Here is a 16,240-nt window from a genome sequence, read left to right as displayed (position 1 = left end):
TTAACGGGAAGGAGAAAGAAATGGCTCCTTTTCGAAGGAATACTTCGGATTCCTAAGCCAAAATCAATAATCCAGCTTGTAGGCTGCTACTTTATTTTTGAAGAAAGTAGGCACATAGATAATTTTCTCAGCTGCATTGTAGCCGATGTCTGCTGTGTTGGACTCGGCAGTTTTGGTATCCAGCATCATAGTCTGTCCATCTGCGGAAGCAAACCAGATTTCTCCTTGCCATCTTGAAGCGATGAAGTTACCATCACCTAAAATGACCAGACCATCTCCGCCGGTTACATTTGAATTGACAACCATGGAGCTTCCATCAGAATGCCACATCTTCAGACCTGATCCGTCAAGACCATAGATTGTTCCATCCCCTGCCACGGCAATACCATTAATTGAAGCATGTCCTTCGGATACCGTAGAAATTGCCCCATCTGCATAGGAATGCACTTTGCCGGTATTCATATCAGTAAAATAGACTGTTCCGTCATGGGCTGCGACATCATTGAGAAATTCTGCACCATCGACCTTCCAGGTATTGGAAACTTTAGCCGTGGCGATGTCGATTTCTACCAATTCATCGATGTCTGTGACATACAGTTTTCCATTGGAAATTGCCATGCCTTTTGGGCTGTTTAGTCCCGTAACCCACGATGCGTTTACTATTTTCCCATCCTTGTCGATGATCGCTATAGACCCTTTGCCGTCCTTAGCCTGTGGGTCCATCCCACCGATGTTGGAAACGTAGATCGTACCCGTGGCCGCATCGAACAGTACCGACTCATTGGTGGGAAGTGAAGCTTCGGTTTCCCAAAGCAGAGTCAAAGTTGGGGTCTTGGTCTCTACGACAGTTTCCTCCACTACTTCCTCTGTTTTTTGGGGTCCACAGGCGATTAGGAATGTTGCAGCAGTAAAAGCCGCAAAAGATTTTTTCAAATAATTTTTCATGATTTGTATAGGTTCAGTTCTGACTTAGTGAGATCAAATCTCGGAATTTTCATTTCAAAATAAAATCCTGATTCAAGTGCTTTTGTTCAGGATTTCAATGCAAATACTGGAAATCATTCTAGTAATAACGATGATTCTTTTGAAAAACTGCTTATCTAAGGTACTCAATTCAAATCACCTTCTGTGGATTTTTTGAATTCGATTTTCCAAAAAAACATAACTTCCCATTCCTACACCAACCTAAACCTCATGAAAAATTTCCTCCTTTTTTCTTTTTTTGCCAGCCTGATTATCGCTTGTTCTCCAGCAGAAGAGACAATCGACTACACCACCATGACTGACGAGGAGCGCCTTAAAGCCGCTACCGAAATCGCCCAATCCACCATCATGGTAGATGGCCATGTGGATTTACCCTACCGAATGAAAGTAGGAGGCTTTACGCTTCAGCGTGAAATATTGGATGTTTCGGTCCGAACTCCGGACGGCAACTTTGACTATCCCCGCGCAAAAGAAGGCGGACTTGACGCTCCGTTTATGTCCATCTACATTCCTGCGAGCAACCAGAAAATTCCTGGAGCTTCCAAAGCTTTGGCGGATTCCTTAATCCTGATGACCGAGCGGCTAGCTGCTACTTTTCCAGATAAGTTTGCCATGGCCTACAGTCCAGCCGATATCGAAGAAAACTTTGCAAAAGGCCTGATTTCTTTGCCAATGGGAATGGAAAATGGAGCTGGAATCGAGGACGATCTAGCGAATGTAGAATATTTTCACAAGCGGGGAATCCGATATATCACCTTGACACACGGCACAGACAACCTTATCGGAGACGCGAGTTACGATACTACGGGCACTTATGGAGGTTTGAGTGAATTTGGAGAAAAAGTAGTCGCTGAGATGAATCGAGTCGGGATCATGGTGGATCTAAGCCACGTTTCTGACAATACGTTCCGGGATGCCTTGGCGATTACCAAAGTACCTGTGATTGCTTCCCACTCATCCGTTCGGAAGTTTACTCCAGGTTTTGAGCGGAATATGAGTGATGAATTGATCCAAGCCATGGCCAAAAACGGTGGTGTCATGATGATTAATTTTGGAGGAAGCTTCATCGACTCGGCTTATGCCGCCGGTGGGGCCAAAGTGCGTGAACATATTGTGAATTGGCTGGCAGAAAATAATCTAAGCCGACGGGATTCTGCAGCACAAGCTTACATCAGTGAATACGCGGCCGCAAATAATCCCTTCCCTACAGTACAGAAAGTAGCCGATCACATAGATCATGTGAAAAACTTGGTGGGAATCGATTATGTAGGTCTGGGGTCTGACTTTGACGGGGTAGGAGATTCTCTTCCTACAGGACTGAAGGATGTCTCGATGTTTCCAAACCTTATTGCAGAGCTATTGAAAAGGGGGTATTCCAAAGAAGACATTGAAAAAATCTGCTACAAAAACGTATTTCGAGTGTGGAAAGCAGTAGAGGATTTTGCGGCGAAATCTTAGTTAAATGAAATTTAAATTTATCTACTCCTGGTCAACATTGGCCAGGAGTTTTTTTGGGTCTTTTTGACTGCACTTTCTTAGGGTCGCAAATTGCGACTTCAAGTCATTTGGCAAAAATATATTGCCTTAATTATGTCACTTTTTCCACTTTCTACCCATAAACCCACTGATTTACAGCCATTCTGTCTGATTATTTGCATTGGCGAAGGATTTGATCCATGGAGCAAGACAATCAACCACTAACTACCAAAATGGACTTTAAACAATTCACTATCAAATCACAGGAGGCGATCCAGAAAGCAGCCGAACTGGCAACTGGATCTGGAACTCCTTCAATAGAGACAGCACATTTGCTGAAAGGAATTCTGGTAGAAGATGAAAATGTTACAGATTTTCTCTTCAAAAAGCTGGGAACAAACAAACAGCTAATCGATCAAAAGCTAGATCTGGAATTGGCAAAACTCCCCAAAGTCAGCGGAGGGAATCAGCAACCCTATCTTTCGAATGCTGCAAATCAGGTCTTGACCAAAGCCAAAGACTACTTCAAAACTTTTGGGGATGAATACGTATCCATTGAGCACTTGCTTTTGGCGATTCTAGCAGGAAGCGATGCCACCGCTCAACTACTCAAAAATCAGGGTTTGGCTGAAAAGCCCCTGATCGAAGCAATCAAGGAACTTAGAAAAGGAAATAAAGTGACAGATCCAAACGCAGAAAGCAAATACAGGGCTTTGGAGAAATACTCCAAAAACCTAAACGATCTGGCCAAGAAGGGAAAAATCGACCCAGTTATTGGCCGCGATGAAGAAATCCGACGTGTGCTGCAAATTCTCGCAAGAAGAACCAAAAACAATCCGATCTTACTCGGTGAACCGGGTGTTGGTAAAACAGCTATTGTAGAAGGACTTGCTCAGCGGATCATCTCAGGTGACGTGCCCGAAAACCTGAAATCCAAAACGCTGATCTCTCTAGACATGGGGTTGTTGGTGGCAGGAGCCAAATACAAAGGTGAGTTTGAGGAACGACTGAAAGCCGTCATCAAAGAAGTCACCGATGCAGAGGGAGAGATTATTCTCTTCATCGACGAGATTCACACGCTGATCGGTGCCGGTGGCGGTGGAGAAGGTGCTATGGATGCGGCCAACTTGCTTAAACCGGCTTTGGCACGAGGTGAACTCCATGCTATCGGAGCCACTACGCTTAAGGAGTACCAAAAATACATCGAGAAAGACAAAGCACTCGAACGAAGATTCCAAGCGGTCATAGTAGACGAACCGGATGCTGCAGATGCGATTTCGATCCTTCGTGGAATCAAAGACAAATACGAATTGCACCACGGTGTCAGAATCAAGGACGATGCAGTGATCGCAGCAGTTGAGCTTTCGCAGCGCTACATTTCGGATAGATTTCTTCCTGACAAAGCCATTGACTTGATGGACGAAGCGGCTGCCAAGCTGAGAATGGAGATTGATTCTTTACCTCAGGAATTGGACGAGCTTAATAGACGAATTATGCAGCTCGAGATCGAGCGGGAAGCGATCCGACGAGAAAATAATCGGGATAAGGAAACGGTCCTGAGTAAAGAAATTGCCGAACTCTCAGAAAAACGCCAAAATGTAAAAGCCAAATGGGAAAGCGAAAAGGCCGTCATCATGGGCATTCGTAGAGAGAAAGAGGCGATTGACAAGCTCAAACTGGAAGCAGAACAAGCCGAGCGCGCCGGAGATTTTGGCAAAGTCGCTGAAATTCGGTACGGAAAAATCGTGGATGCCGAAAAGAAACTCGAATCCTTCAAAAGCCAACTGGAAGAAATGCAGGCAGGTTCCCCGCTTTTGAAAGAAGAAGTGGATCAGGAAGATATTGCATCGGTAGTCTCGAAATGGACTGGAATTCCAGTTTCCAAAATGATCCAATCCGAGCGGGAGAAACTACTTCATCTTGAAGACGAACTTGGAAAACGAGTTGCAGGTCAGCGGGAGGCAATTGCAGCCTTATCCGATGCAGTACGCAGAAGCCGGGCCGGACTTCAGGATCCAAAGCGTCCAATTGGTAGCTTTATCTTCATGGGAACTACGGGTGTGGGTAAAACAGAACTTGCAAAAGCCTTGGCTGAATACCTGTTCAACGACGAAAACGCTATGGTGAGGATCGACATGTCTGAGTATCAGGAGCGACACGCTGTCAGCCGACTGGTAGGAGCACCTCCGGGCTATGTGGGCTACGATGAAGGAGGTCAGCTGACTGAAGCGGTGCGGAGAAAGCCTTACTCTGTGATTCTCCTGGATGAAATTGAAAAAGCACATCCTGACGTGTTCAACATTCTGCTTCAGGTATTGGATGATGGACGACTGACTGACAACAAAGGTCGATTGGCAAACTTCAAGAATACAATCATCATCCTGACGACCAACATCGGCTCGCATTTGATTCAGGAGCGATTTGCAGAAATGGAGGACTGGAACAAAGAGGAGATCTTGGAAAAGACCAAAGTCGAAGTGTACGAAATGCTGAAAAAAGCCGTGCGCCCTGAATTCCTGAATCGAATCGATGAAACGATCATGTTTGAGCCACTGAGCAAAGACATTATCCGAAAGATCGTCGACATTCAGTGGAGAGAAATCCAGAAACGTCTTGCCGAAGCAAATATCGAGATCGAGGCCACAACCGAGGTTTTAGATTATTTAGGCGAGGTGGGTTTTGATCCGAACTTCGGAGCAAGACCACTGAAGCGAACCATGCAGCGCTTGGTGCTCAATGAGCTATCCAAGCAGATACTTTCCGGCTATATCAAAAATGATTCTGCCGTATTGGTAGACTTGGATGCTGATAAGCAAGTATACTTCAAGAATATTGATGCTGCGGTGGAGGTTTAATTCTCTAAAAATTACGATTCAAGACCCCTGAAATGTATTATTTCAGGGGTTTCATTTTTTAAGCCTTAATCCATTCCAGATAATTCCCAGATTGAATCACTTCAAAATTGTCTCCTGGATAGGTTTTAGGCCAAACTTGGGTAGATCCAAGACTAATTTTGATTAATTAGCTGAGGTATTTAGTAGGAATTTTTTCAGATAGGCAATTCCTAATCGAAGAAATTTTCAATCCTCCATTAATTTTTAAAATTATTCAAATACCAAGGCAACCGTTGAATAACTATTTTCATTTATCTAATTGAGGAACAGCAAATAAATACAGCTTTTTGGAAGACAAGATTATCAATCAGGCGAAGAAAGGGAATCAAAAAGCCCAACGCGAGCTATACGACCGCTTCGGTCGAAGGATGTATGCTCTTTGCCTGAGATATGTCAGAATTCAAGAAGATGCTGAGGAAATCCTAAGCAATGGATTTGTAAAAGCATTCGATTCACTTTCCTCATTCGAAAATAGGGAATCAAAATCCTTTGAATCTTGGCTCAAACGGATCTTGGTCAATGAATGTCTGATGTTTCTCAGAAAGCAAAACAAAGCTCCAATGATGATAGAATCTGATGAAAATATTGAAACTACTGGGGAGACTGTAATCGAAAAATTATCCGCAGATGAGCTTTTTACTTTAATCTTAAAATTACCTGAAGGCTACAGAACCGTATTCAACCTATTTGAAATTGAAGGTTATTCACACCCTGAAATTGCTGATAAACTGGGTATTTCAGTTGGGACATCCAAATCCCAATTAAGCAAAGCAAAAGCCGCTATGAAGGCAATAATCATTAAAAATGGATGGAATCATGCCTCTTAAACCGATAAAGAATATTGACCAGGAAGTCCAATTCCCCAAGGGGTTGGAGTTCAGAGCAGATGTTGTTTGGAACAAAATCGAAACTAAGAAAGAACAGCATTTACCTAAAGCCATGTTCTTTTGGATTGCTGCGGCAAGTGTAGCGCTTTTGCTTAGCCTTTTCCTTTTTGGAGATAGTAAAGAAATTCTACTTGACGATAGTCAATTGGTAACTGGTCGATCAAAGAAAGAAGTGAATTTTGATCTAAAATTTGAAAGGCCAACATTTTCAATTTCGAAAGCGAAACCTGTTGAAATAGAAAATAAAGAAAAACCAGATTTGGAAAAATTTGATGTTTCTGAAGAGATAATTAGTAATGAAAAATCAAAGCCGCTAATGGAAACTAGTAATTTGAAAAATCAAGTTCATTTGATTAAAGAGCTTGAGGAAAAAGATGAAAATCCAAAAATGCTAAGTCCGGCAGCATTACATCTCCAAAAAAGCCTAGCAAAACTAGATAAAGATAAATCTGCAGATCAAATCGTATTAGTTCAAAAATTTGACCTGTTGAATGAGTTGAATGTAGGAAGAGTACAAGCCTCGACAACTACCTTACCCAATTCAGTTTTTCAATCCATAAAGAAAGAATCAAATGAAAGAAATTAAACTTATTTTCGCTGTACTATTATTTTTAGCTAGTGTAAATGGATACTCACAAGACACAAATCCCAAAATAACTGTTTCAACTCTCAAAAACAGTAGAGAAGACAAAGGAAAAATTGATTATAAATTTTTTGATAAATCTTACGATGAAACAAACAATCAACTTAGACGAGTAAATGACACCTTAAACGTGTTTATTGGCGATGAAAAAAAAATATCCTTAACCTCACTCAATATCATCAAATTTGAAACTTTTGAAGGATTTGAGAAAGACATCGATCCATTTTTTACAGTCTTGGGTAACGTCAACTTAGATCTTGAAAATGGATCTTATGCATTAAACTTCCGCCCTGAGACAAATGAATTGATCGTTTCAGAGCGAAATGAGACACGATACAAGTCTGTAGATGGATTGGTTTTACCAATTTATCGGCATGAGGTGACATTTACATACTTTAGAGAGATGCTTGAAATCAAATTTTATTTAGGTGAGATTGATGAAATGTTGGTTTTGAAGGACTCAGGATTTACAGAACTGATCAAAAAAGAAGGAAAAGCCAACGAATGGTTCTCAACATATGAAAAAATCAAATTCAATAAAGATATAAAAATAAAAGAAGATGGAAGTTCTCAAGTGGTGACCTATAAAAACATGGAAAGAACTCCTTTAGTAGATTTTGGGAGTACACTTGGGGTTAGTTTTTTAGGCAACCTTTTTCCTGTAGATCTAGAATTTTATATGAACTTTCGAGTTAAAAGATTTAATAAATGGACTCAACAAAATAGTGGATTTTTCATATCCTATGATATTTATAGCTTTATATCCAGAAATAGTGAAAGTCGATTTATTACCAATGAAAGTTTTTTTATAAACTCAGGCATGCTTTTAGGGTCGGCTGATAATCCTATACGGATTTACTATGGAAGGCTTGTTTTCGCGGATCCAAAAAAAGACATTTTAATCAATAACAAAAACAAAATTGGAGTCGACATTTTTTTAAATCGATTGATAAAAATCAAGTCGGAGGTGTTTTTCGGCTCTTCTAATGAAGCGGATTTACTATCTCTAGGAGTTGATTTAAACCTATTTTCAACTAGAGAATGATAAGGATGAATGCCCCGTGAATTAATCCAAAAAACAAATTTCTAGGCTATTTAGACAAGAAAGAATAAACCAAATTCTGGGCTTTAGGTTTTTCAAGTATGCACGAACACTTCTTCACATGCCCACATTGCTTTCAGGAGATTTCCATGCTTTTGGATCCATCAGTTTCCCATCAAGACTATATTGAAGATTGCGAAGTGTGCTGCAATCCCATCCAAATCAATCTGGAATTTGAAGTCAGCGAGTTGGTATATTTCGAAGCAAATTCTATCGATCAATAATGCTTTTCTCCGAAAACGAATCCCTCACTGAAATCTGGCAATCCTTGGTCCACGAACTGCATCGCGGGGCTTTAGATCCAAAGCATCCTTTTCGGTACACCAATCTTGGTACGATTGGAAAGACTGGCCCTGAGATTCGGACAGTCGTGGTCAGATCGGTAAGCAAGGAATTAGATTTTTACATTTTCACGGATTTTCGCTCGGAGAAAGTCGCCGAGCTGATCACAAATCCAGCTGCATCGCTTCATTTTTACCATCCGAGTAAGCGAGTTCAGGTTCGGATCAAGGCAAGAACAGAGGTCCATCATCAGAATGAGCTAAGCCAAAGGAATTGGCTCCAAGTCCAGGGAGAAGCCAAGAAAGCGTACTCTTCTACTTTAGCTCCGAGTACGCCGATTCAGGAGTTTAAGGAGGCATTTGATTGGACGGAATCTGGCGATGCCCACCAGTTTACGGTTTTGAAAATCATTCCAGATTCCATCGAAGTCTTGCAGTTGAATGGAACGAACCATTTAAAAATATCCTATTCCAAAACTAATAGCTGGGCAGGCCAAAGGCTAGTACCATAAAAAGGGCCGTCATTTAGTTGACAGCCCTTTTAGTTTTACTTTTTTGCATTATGCTTTGGATGATCTTTGTGTTTTTTATCCTTCCACACTACTGCGGTCACTAGACTTTCATCAATATCAGACGTTACGATTTCGGTTCCATCGGAGTATTTCACATCCAACAAATACATGATATTGGAATCATCACTGTAGAAAAACACCTGGCCTTTATGGACCATGTGTTTCATTTCTTTTCTCAGTTTTTTCACCTCTTTCACGCTCATACCTGCCTGTACATCATAGTAGTCTTTGTGATGTTTATCTTCAAAAATAATATGATCAATCTCCCCTGTTGTTGAGTTGGTTACCACCTGTACAGCTCCTGTTGCCTGACCTTTTTTACCAAAAGACTGAACGGTCTGAGTCTCATCCAGCGGAATGATCAACTCCTCACCAGCCACGGGAGCTATTGGTTCTACGTCTGGGGATGTAGATACTGCCAATAAGATCTCAGTAGAAGGCATCGGAGTATATGGAACATCTTCGTGGACGGTGGTGGTATCCCGGACAGGAGCTTTAGTGGCAGGATCTTTTTTAATTCGTGGCGTAGCGGTTGGATGCGTGGTAACAGGCATTTCGTTGATGTGGTGCTCGTCGACCACCCAAACAACCTCTTCAACCATAACTTCTTCGACGACCTCAACCGGTACTTCTACCACTTCTGGTTCTGAGGGTTTGCAGGAATAAGCAGCCAAGAATGCTGCTGCGATTAGAATGTTTTGCTTTTTCATAAGTTGGTGGAATAAGATTATACCAAATTTAAAATCTTATTTGTAAAACAATTCAGAATAATCTGTAAATAATAGTACATCAAATTGATTTAATCATAGGATAATTTTAGAATGCAGAAAATCAAAAAGCCTCAAGAAACTACACATTCCACCAGTAGGTAAATTTCAGGACAACGGATCTATTCTTCACATTGAAGGGATCGGGCAGATAGTTATCCGTGTAGACAATAAACAAATCTGAAGCGGGCTTAAAGCGCCACTGAAAACGTGTATTCAGATTAATATTATCGATTTGTTCATTGTATTGGACAAAAGCTGTGAAGAAGAGCGTATTCGTCATCGTGACATCGATTCGCGGACCGACCAACCAAAAATCTGTCTTTCCCCAGGGCTGAGGAAGAATAATTTGGTTGTAAGTAGTATTCAGCGCAAAGCTCACGTAAGGCTGAAATCGATATCCCAGATCTGTACTCACACTATACAACTCCCCATCTGCATAATATCCACCCAATCGGGTCGAGAATCCATAGGTGAAAATGCTTTGTGGTTTAGAGGTATATTCTGTTCTCCAGCTGTACGCGAAATGATCTGAACCCACAGGCAATTTTTCATTTCCAGAATTGGTCGGATCAAACGGGGCCTGCAGCTTGACGAAGTCATAAATCAGGAAAGTGGTCAAATTACTCTGGCTTCTGAACCTCACCGAGTAGGACAGGAATGAATTATTATCAGTGTGAACACCAAGTGTGTTATAAAAAAGCGTAGAACTCACATCGGGGCCATGACTCAATATCTTTTCACTCTTTGGAAACCAACGATAACCCACAAATGGGTTGACTTTGAAATATCCTTTACGTGGTACAAAGCCTACTTCAGCGGTATAGTTTTCAGATACATATTCATGTTGCCAACTCCAGGTCATATTTCCGCTAGCATACTTTAGGTTAGCTGCATGGGTAAAGCCATTGCCAGTTTGATCTGGACCAAAACTCTGTAGGACCATTGCTTTTCCTGTCCAAAGATTATTGGAAGAAGCCAAATTGTACTCCAAACCTACATTTCTATTGAATTGGGAATATATCGGCTGCTCCGAATTGGGATCAGGGTTGTAATTGAGGGATTGCTTGTTGACGAAAATCGCGCCGATATTGGATCGGGCTCCGACTTGCCGCTGAAGTGCCATCACGGTGAAATTCTGGGAAGGAAGGGCCGATTCCTCGACATCACCTGTCTGCATATTCATGGCTCCGATCCTCCAGTCCTTGTTGATCTTCCCGCTCAATCTGGCTCCAAATTGGATCGGGGCTTCCAATCCGATTCTCCTCGAAAAAAACGGTCGGATACTAGTGTATCCAAAACCCGCAAACAAATCCCCGTTTTCGAGGAAAAATTGCCTCCGCTCTGGGAAGAAAAGCTCGAACCGGTCCAAATTCGTCACTTGCCGATCTACTTCTACTTGAGAAAAGTCTGGATTCACGGTGAGGTCCAAATTGAGGGAGGAGGTCAAAGAAATCTTGGCATCGACTCCTACATCTCTTCGGTACTGGTTAGGACCCTCTGATTGGAAGTCCTTACTGACACCGCCAAGAAGATAAGGTATAATGGATACATTGGCTCCTGCATCAGGCGGAGGATTATCCCATACGAGCGTGCCCGTATAAGCTAGGGACGCTGAAGGAAATTGCCTTGGCACAGGCGCCCAGCCAGATTTTTCGGTCGTTTTCAAATCCAGTCGGCTGAAGTTGATCCCCCATTCTGAGATTCCCTTTTTGTATCTGATGGATTTGAAAGGTATAGCTGCTTCAAACACCCACTTGTCATCGTAGTTTTTGACTTTAGACACCCATTTATTATCCCAACTCAGATCGACACTTCCTCCATTGTACATCTGCCCATCCCACTGCGCACCAGCAGCATTTGCACCAAATGAAAAGCCGTTGGTCTGGTCGTCAAAGGGATCCATGAATAGGAGAAAGTTGTCATTTTTCCCGAAACTGAAATCCCGGCGCAGCGACTCTACCATGTAGGGTCCTTCCACTGCGTGGTAATTCACGACAATCAAATAGAGGTGATCAGAATCGTAACTCATGCGCACGTCTGTTTTCACCTGCGCAAAGCTGGTATCCATCGGCGTGATCATGAAAAAATCCGTGGCCACATCGGCTTCTTCCCAGGCTTTTTCATCCAAAACGCCATCGACAATGATTTCAGAACTCGCTTTCTGAATAGCAAGTCTATATCTAGAATTGATTTTTTGGGCAAAGAGAGAAGATGTCAAGCAGAAGCTTAACAGAAAAAACAAAAGTCGATATCGCATAGCGTAAGGATGAATCAGGTACTAGAAGATCAGGGGTTCAAAAATCTTCTATGCTTCAATTGGAAATTTATTGCTTAATCCGATAAGCAAACGTGAGATTGGTCTGCCGTCTGATCATCTGCGACTCGCCTTCGGTGAAGAAGTTGAAGCCTTCGGCAATGTATCGATTGATCCGCGTATTGAATACATCTGTCACATTCAATACCAAGGTGCCTCGGTCCTCAAGAATTCGTTTGCTGGCAGAGAGATCCATGAAGAAAATGCCTTTTCTTACGCCTTGGGCAGTTTTTTGCCGTGCCTCATAGTTTGCTCTCACCTGGATGTCCCATCCTTCTCCAAAGGTGAACCTCGAGGTCTGCCGAAACAGCCAAGAATAGGTTTTCCTCAGTTCTGTTTGACCGATGTTACTTGCATCTATCCGTGCATGGAAGAAGTTGGCGTTGAAGTCCAGTTTCCACCAGTCTTTTACCCGATAATCTCCACTGAACTCTACGCCGTAGGATTTCTCTCCGGTCAAATTGAGTGGTGCAGTTACCGAAAACCCATTGTCATTTACCTGCCTGATCCGCTCTATCTTATCCACTGTATTTCTGAAATAGACAGTAGTGAACAGCGTCGCTTTCTCAAAGTATTTGATGTGACCCAGTTCAAAAGCATCGGTAAACTCAGGATCCAAGTCTGGATTGCCACTGAAGAAATTTCGCTGATCAGAAAAAGTCACATAAGGGCTCAGGTCGTTGTAAACCGGACGCCTTACCCGACGGCTGTAGCTCAGCTGAAAGGCATTTTCTTCAGTTACATTATACGTCAGGTGAGCAGAGGGAAAGAAATTGGTATAGCTCCTGGGGTTGGTTTCATTTGTTTCCAGCAGAATAGTCTCCACATCGGTGTATTCTGCCCTCAGCCCGCCTTGATAGCTCCATTTTCCCGTTTCGTTCCCGATGATTCCATAGGCAGCAAGGATATTTTCGTTATATAGAAAAATGTTATCCAAGCCTGGAATCGTCTCAAAATCTCCGGTTTCGTCCTGTTCTTGTACCAAGTAGTCGTTTTCCATTTCTCGGAAGCTGGTACGGATTCCAGTTTCAAATTTGCCTTTGGATGCAAATGGTTTGACGTAATCCATTTGAACCAAATATTGATTTTCGTACTCATCATTCAGTGAAGTTTGGACGAGGTCTTCAGAGGTAATGGGCACATTTTCCGGAGTGAATGAACTTTGGGTAAAAAGCTGATCAGACCGCTCCCAATAGTTCAGGTAAGTAAAAGAAGCAGTGAACTCGTGTCCTTTCTGGGCAAAAGTCCGTTTATAATTGACGATGGCCTCTTTGTTTGGCTCATCCTCTGTTTCATCCTGCCTCCTGAGCGAATACCCCAAGTAATCATCAAAACTGTTGAGGTAATCTTCGTATCGGATGTCTGTAATCCGATGAGCATCACTTCTTCTCCAAAGGTAAGAAAGCGTAAGAATGCTGTTTTCGTTGAAATAATAATCCAATCCGCCTCGAAGATTATTATTCAAGGCTGTGACAGTAGACGAATTGTTTTGGCTCAGAATGGAAGTCGTTCCGTCCTCGTTGTACACTTCCTGATAAAGTTCGCTGATGCCTGGAGTCCGCCTGTACGCCAAGCCATAATTGATAAACCAATTGATCCGTCGGTGACGGTAATTCAGGTTAGTCGTAAATCCGGTATTTACCGGGTACCCTGCGATCAACTCAAACGAACCGTTGAAGCCCTGTTTGCTGTCTTTTTTTAGAATAATATTAATGACTCCAGCCATCCCTTCCGCCTCATAGCGCGCAGAGGGATTGGTGATGACCTCCACCCGCTCCACCATGTTGGCCGGAAGCTGTCGGAGTCCACTACTGCCTTTGAAACTGACCAAACCTGAAGGCTTACCATCAATTAGAATTCGGACATTGGCAGAACCCCTCAGCCGGACATTCCCATCAGGGTCTACGGCGACCGATGGTAGATTCATCAGAATATCTGAAGCATTGCCACCGGCATTGGCCAGGTCCTTTCCCACGTTGAAAATCCGCTTGTCCAGAGAAAGCTCCATGATAGTTTTTTCCCCCTGTACCACGACTTCATTGAGGTCTGAGGCAGTACTCGATAGTTGGATTTCTCCCAGATCCAGATTTTGATTTTCCCGCGAAAGGGAAAAAACATTGGTTTTATGTGCTTCAAAGCCCATAAACTCAATCAGCGCATAAAATTTCCCGAAGGGAAGATCGATAGCATATTTGCCGTCCTCATCTGTGATTCCACCTCCCACGAGACTGTCTTTTTCTGTGAAAACACCAACTGTGGCAAAGGCAAGCGGTTCGGTGCTTGACTTATCCAGAATGGCTCCTTTAATTCTTGCCTTGTTTTGTTGTGCAAAAACATTGGCTGAGAAAAAAATAATTAACAAAAGAAACAGGAGGTTTTTTTGTAAAACAGGCTTCATAGGTTTGGGTTTCTTGGTCGATCCAAAAATTATCCTAAATCAACTGCCTGAAATTTAGAACCAAACCGAGTTGGAACCATCCTGATTTTTACAAATGGCAAAAAAAAAGGGTTCATAGAACCCCTTTGAATTACTGGTTTAGGAACAAATCAAAGCTCAAGCATCACCAAATAGGTGGTATAGGATGCAAAAGTCACCAACAAAAGTGCCGCTTGCCACCTGTCCAGCCGGTGTTTTTTGCCAATAAACATGGAAAGAAACAAGAAAACTGTCCCGGCAGAAAGCAAGTAGATGTCAATGTTGAAAGAAGGATTGAAGTCCAGTGGCCGGACTAGTGAACTGACACCCAGCACCAAGAGAAGGTTGAAAATATTCGATCCAACAATATTACCGATGGCGATATCTGCATTTTTCTTCAACGCTGCCACTACAGATGTCGCCAACTCGGGTAGGGAAGTACCTGCTGCGATGATTGTCAATCCGATGATCTTTTCACTTACTCCAAGAGACTGGGCAATGGATACGGCATTGTCTACGACCAACTTACCTCCGCCTACCAAGCCACCAAGCCCGATAAGAATTAAAAACCAGATTTTCATCGTGGAGTAATCTTTGTTTTCCACTCCCTCCACAGTAGGATCAGCTTTCAGCTGCGTGGCCACATAATACAGAAACCCACCAAACATGGCCAAAAGGATGAAGCCATCATAGCGGGATAAGTTGGCGGAATCAGCCAGAAAGTAATTGTTTGCCAGAAAAAACAGGGCAATCGCTGCCAGTAAGGAGAAGGGGATTTCTTTCCAAACGGTACTTGATTGGACTGCCAAAGGCGTAATCAAGCCGGCGATTCCCAGAATAGCAAACAAGTTGAAATTATTGGAGCCGATTACATTCCCGAAGACAATTTCGGGATAATTGCCCGCAGCAGCTACTGCATTGACGACCAATTCAGGAGCTGAGGTACCAAAAGCAACGATAGTAAGGCCAATCGCTAGGTCGGAAATGTTATTTTTCTTGGCTAAAACCGAAGCTCCATCAACTAACCAGTCTGCACCTTTTACCAAAAGAACCAATCCAACAACCAATAATACAATCTGTAAAATCATAGGTTTGAGAAAATGTAATTCGACAAAAACAGATCATAAATCTGTTCAGAATTCAAAGCTAGCATTAATATAGCTTACTCTTAAGCCGTAAATGAAAAACCCGGGCTGGAAACAAAAATCCCTTTCCGGCCTCAAATCTAAGGACAAAGGCTAGCCATAAAAGGAACAAAGTCCAAAGACTACAATGAAATCGCCATTTGCTCAATTTCTCTGGCCGCTTCTACTTTGCCCAAATCTTTCGATTTGAATCCAAACTGCGCTAAAATTTCCTTTGCCTCGGCTTTAGCTCCATCCTCATTGCCGCAAATGTTCATGATCTGAGCTTTTGATTTGGCAGAATTGACCATCGCTTTGCTGTCAAAATAGTTGAAGGCTTTGACAAAATGGGCCTCCGGAACCAATTCCTGAAGTTTCTCCATGAGAGATTCATCCTCATTGGTAAAAAATTTCCGTATACCGTCTTTGGACTTTTCTTCAGACAGCGGATTGGTTACATCCAAGACCAGTTTGTCGCTAATACCGACCTTGACCTGTGCCACGATATCCTGAGCGGCAACTCCTTTTACAGCAAGGACAATCAGATCTCCAAAATCCGCTGCCCGGGTAAAACTTCCCACTTTCCCATTCGTACCGGATTGCCAATCCAGCAGTTTCTTGGGATTGCTGGTGCCAAGCATGACCTCATAGCCACGCTTTTCAAATCCGTCGGCAAGTGTCCTTCCAACGACTCCCGAACCTAAAACGCCTACTTTTTTCATTAAAACCTGTTTATGATCTATGGTAATTCACCTATCCAAAAGTTAACAGGCTAGG

Annotated in this window: 13 protein-coding genes; 7 read left to right on the top strand and 6 right to left on the bottom strand. The window is 42.6% G+C overall.

The genetic code is table 11. The features are described 5' to 3' along the window. Positions 1-63 precede the first annotated feature (63 nt). A complete protein-coding gene (locus tag DK188_RS01020) occupies positions 64-945 on the bottom strand; it encodes an SMP-30/gluconolactonase/LRE family protein (RefSeq protein WP_111668920.1) in 882 nt (293 codons plus the stop codon). Between the two features lie 249 nt (positions 946-1,194). Here DK188_RS01020 and DK188_RS01015 point away from each other — a divergent pair, with 249 nt between their 5' ends. From DK188_RS01015 to DK188_RS00985, 7 genes are all read left to right on the top strand, one after another. Beyond that, a complete protein-coding gene (locus DK188_RS01015) occupies positions 1,195-2,442 on the top strand; it encodes a dipeptidase (RefSeq protein WP_111669364.1) in 1,248 nt (415 codons plus the stop codon). Between the two features lie 251 nt (positions 2,443-2,693). Then, complete coding sequence (clpB, locus tag DK188_RS01010; protein ID WP_111669363.1) at positions 2,694-5,315, top strand: ATP-dependent chaperone ClpB; 2,622 nt, start codon at positions 2,694-2,696, stop codon at positions 5,313-5,315. A 326-nt stretch (positions 5,316-5,641) separates the two neighbouring features. Continuing rightward, positions 5,642-6,181: an RNA polymerase sigma factor gene (locus DK188_RS01005; protein WP_232825632.1), complete on the top strand. Its 540-nt coding sequence runs from the start codon at positions 5,642-5,644 to the stop codon at positions 6,179-6,181. Further along, complete coding sequence (locus DK188_RS01000) at positions 6,159-6,827, top strand: hypothetical protein (protein WP_111668919.1); 669 nt, start codon at positions 6,159-6,161, stop codon at positions 6,825-6,827. The genes DK188_RS01005 and DK188_RS01000 overlap by 23 nt, the downstream gene beginning before the upstream one ends. Further along, positions 6,814-7,929, top strand: coding sequence for a hypothetical protein (locus DK188_RS00995; RefSeq protein ID WP_111668918.1), 1,116 nt, complete (start codon positions 6,814-6,816; stop codon positions 7,927-7,929). Before DK188_RS01000 ends, DK188_RS00995 begins: the two co-directional genes overlap by 14 nt. A 98-nt stretch (positions 7,930-8,027) precedes the next feature. Beyond that, positions 8,028-8,210, top strand: a complete 183-nt coding sequence (locus tag DK188_RS00990) for a CPXCG motif-containing cysteine-rich protein (RefSeq protein ID WP_111668917.1) — start codon at positions 8,028-8,030, stop codon at positions 8,208-8,210. Beyond that, positions 8,210-8,779, top strand: a complete 570-nt coding sequence (locus DK188_RS00985) for a pyridoxamine 5'-phosphate oxidase family protein (protein ID WP_111668916.1) — start codon at positions 8,210-8,212, stop codon at positions 8,777-8,779. The genes DK188_RS00990 and DK188_RS00985 overlap by 1 nt, the downstream gene beginning before the upstream one ends. Before the next feature lie 35 nt (positions 8,780-8,814). On the opposite strand, the gene DK188_RS00980 is transcribed toward DK188_RS00985, so the two are convergent. From DK188_RS00980 to DK188_RS00960, 5 genes are all read right to left on the bottom strand, one after another. Beyond that, complete coding sequence (locus DK188_RS00980; RefSeq protein WP_111668915.1) at positions 8,815-9,549, bottom strand: hypothetical protein; 735 nt, start codon at positions 9,547-9,549, stop codon at positions 8,815-8,817. Between the two features lie 139 nt (positions 9,550-9,688). After that, entirely contained in the window at positions 9,689-11,866 is a 2,178-nt protein-coding gene (locus DK188_RS00975) for a DUF5916 domain-containing protein (RefSeq protein ID WP_111668914.1), read from the bottom strand. Positions 11,867-11,933: 67 nt separating this feature from the next. After that, positions 11,934-14,321: an outer membrane beta-barrel family protein gene (locus tag DK188_RS00970; protein ID WP_111668913.1), complete on the bottom strand. Its 2,388-nt coding sequence runs from the start codon at positions 14,319-14,321 to the stop codon at positions 11,934-11,936. A gap of 149 nt (positions 14,322-14,470) precedes the next feature. Continuing rightward, the gene (locus tag DK188_RS00965) at positions 14,471-15,427 is read right to left on the bottom strand and encodes a calcium/sodium antiporter (protein ID WP_111668912.1); all 957 of its coding nucleotides are present in this window, start codon (positions 15,425-15,427) and stop codon (positions 14,471-14,473) included. A 179-nt stretch (positions 15,428-15,606) separates the two neighbouring features. Beyond that, entirely contained in the window at positions 15,607-16,185 is a 579-nt protein-coding gene (locus tag DK188_RS00960; RefSeq protein ID WP_111668911.1) for an NADPH-dependent F420 reductase, read from the bottom strand. Positions 16,186-16,240: the final 55 nt, after the last annotated feature.

It is taken from the genome of Algoriphagus litoralis, assembly GCF_003259255.1.
GTDB classification, from domain to species: domain Bacteria; phylum Bacteroidota; class Bacteroidia; order Cytophagales; family Cyclobacteriaceae; genus Algoriphagus; species Algoriphagus litoralis.
This window is presented reverse-complemented; position numbering and strand designations above follow the sequence as displayed.

Coding starts and splice junctions, on each gene's coding strand:
- DK188_RS01020 (WP_111668920.1), bottom strand. CDS start 945: ATGAAAAATTATTTGAAAAAATCTTTTGCGGCTTTTACTGCTGCAACA.
- DK188_RS01015 (WP_111669364.1), top strand. CDS start 1,195: ATGAAAAATTTCCTCCTTTTTTCTTTTTTTGCCAGCCTGATTATCGCT.
- clpB (WP_111669363.1), top strand. CDS start 2,694: ATGGACTTTAAACAATTCACTATCAAATCACAGGAGGCGATCCAGAAA.
- DK188_RS01000 (WP_111668919.1), top strand. CDS start 6,159: ATGGATGGAATCATGCCTCTTAAACCGATAAAGAATATTGACCAGGAA.
- DK188_RS00995 (WP_111668918.1), top strand. CDS start 6,814: ATGAAAGAAATTAAACTTATTTTCGCTGTACTATTATTTTTAGCTAGT.
- DK188_RS00990 (WP_111668917.1), top strand. CDS start 8,028: ATGCACGAACACTTCTTCACATGCCCACATTGCTTTCAGGAGATTTCC.
- DK188_RS00985 (WP_111668916.1), top strand. CDS start 8,210: ATGCTTTTCTCCGAAAACGAATCCCTCACTGAAATCTGGCAATCCTTG.
- DK188_RS00980 (WP_111668915.1), bottom strand. CDS start 9,549: ATGAAAAAGCAAAACATTCTAATCGCAGCAGCATTCTTGGCTGCTTAT.
- DK188_RS00975 (WP_111668914.1), bottom strand. CDS start 11,866: ATGCGATATCGACTTTTGTTTTTTCTGTTAAGCTTCTGCTTGACATCT.
- DK188_RS00970 (WP_111668913.1), bottom strand. CDS start 14,321: ATGAAGCCTGTTTTACAAAAAAACCTCCTGTTTCTTTTGTTAATTATT.
- DK188_RS00965 (WP_111668912.1), bottom strand. CDS start 15,427: ATGATTTTACAGATTGTATTATTGGTTGTTGGATTGGTTCTTTTGGTA.
- DK188_RS00960 (WP_111668911.1), bottom strand. CDS start 16,185: ATGAAAAAAGTAGGCGTTTTAGGTTCGGGAGTCGTTGGAAGGACACTT.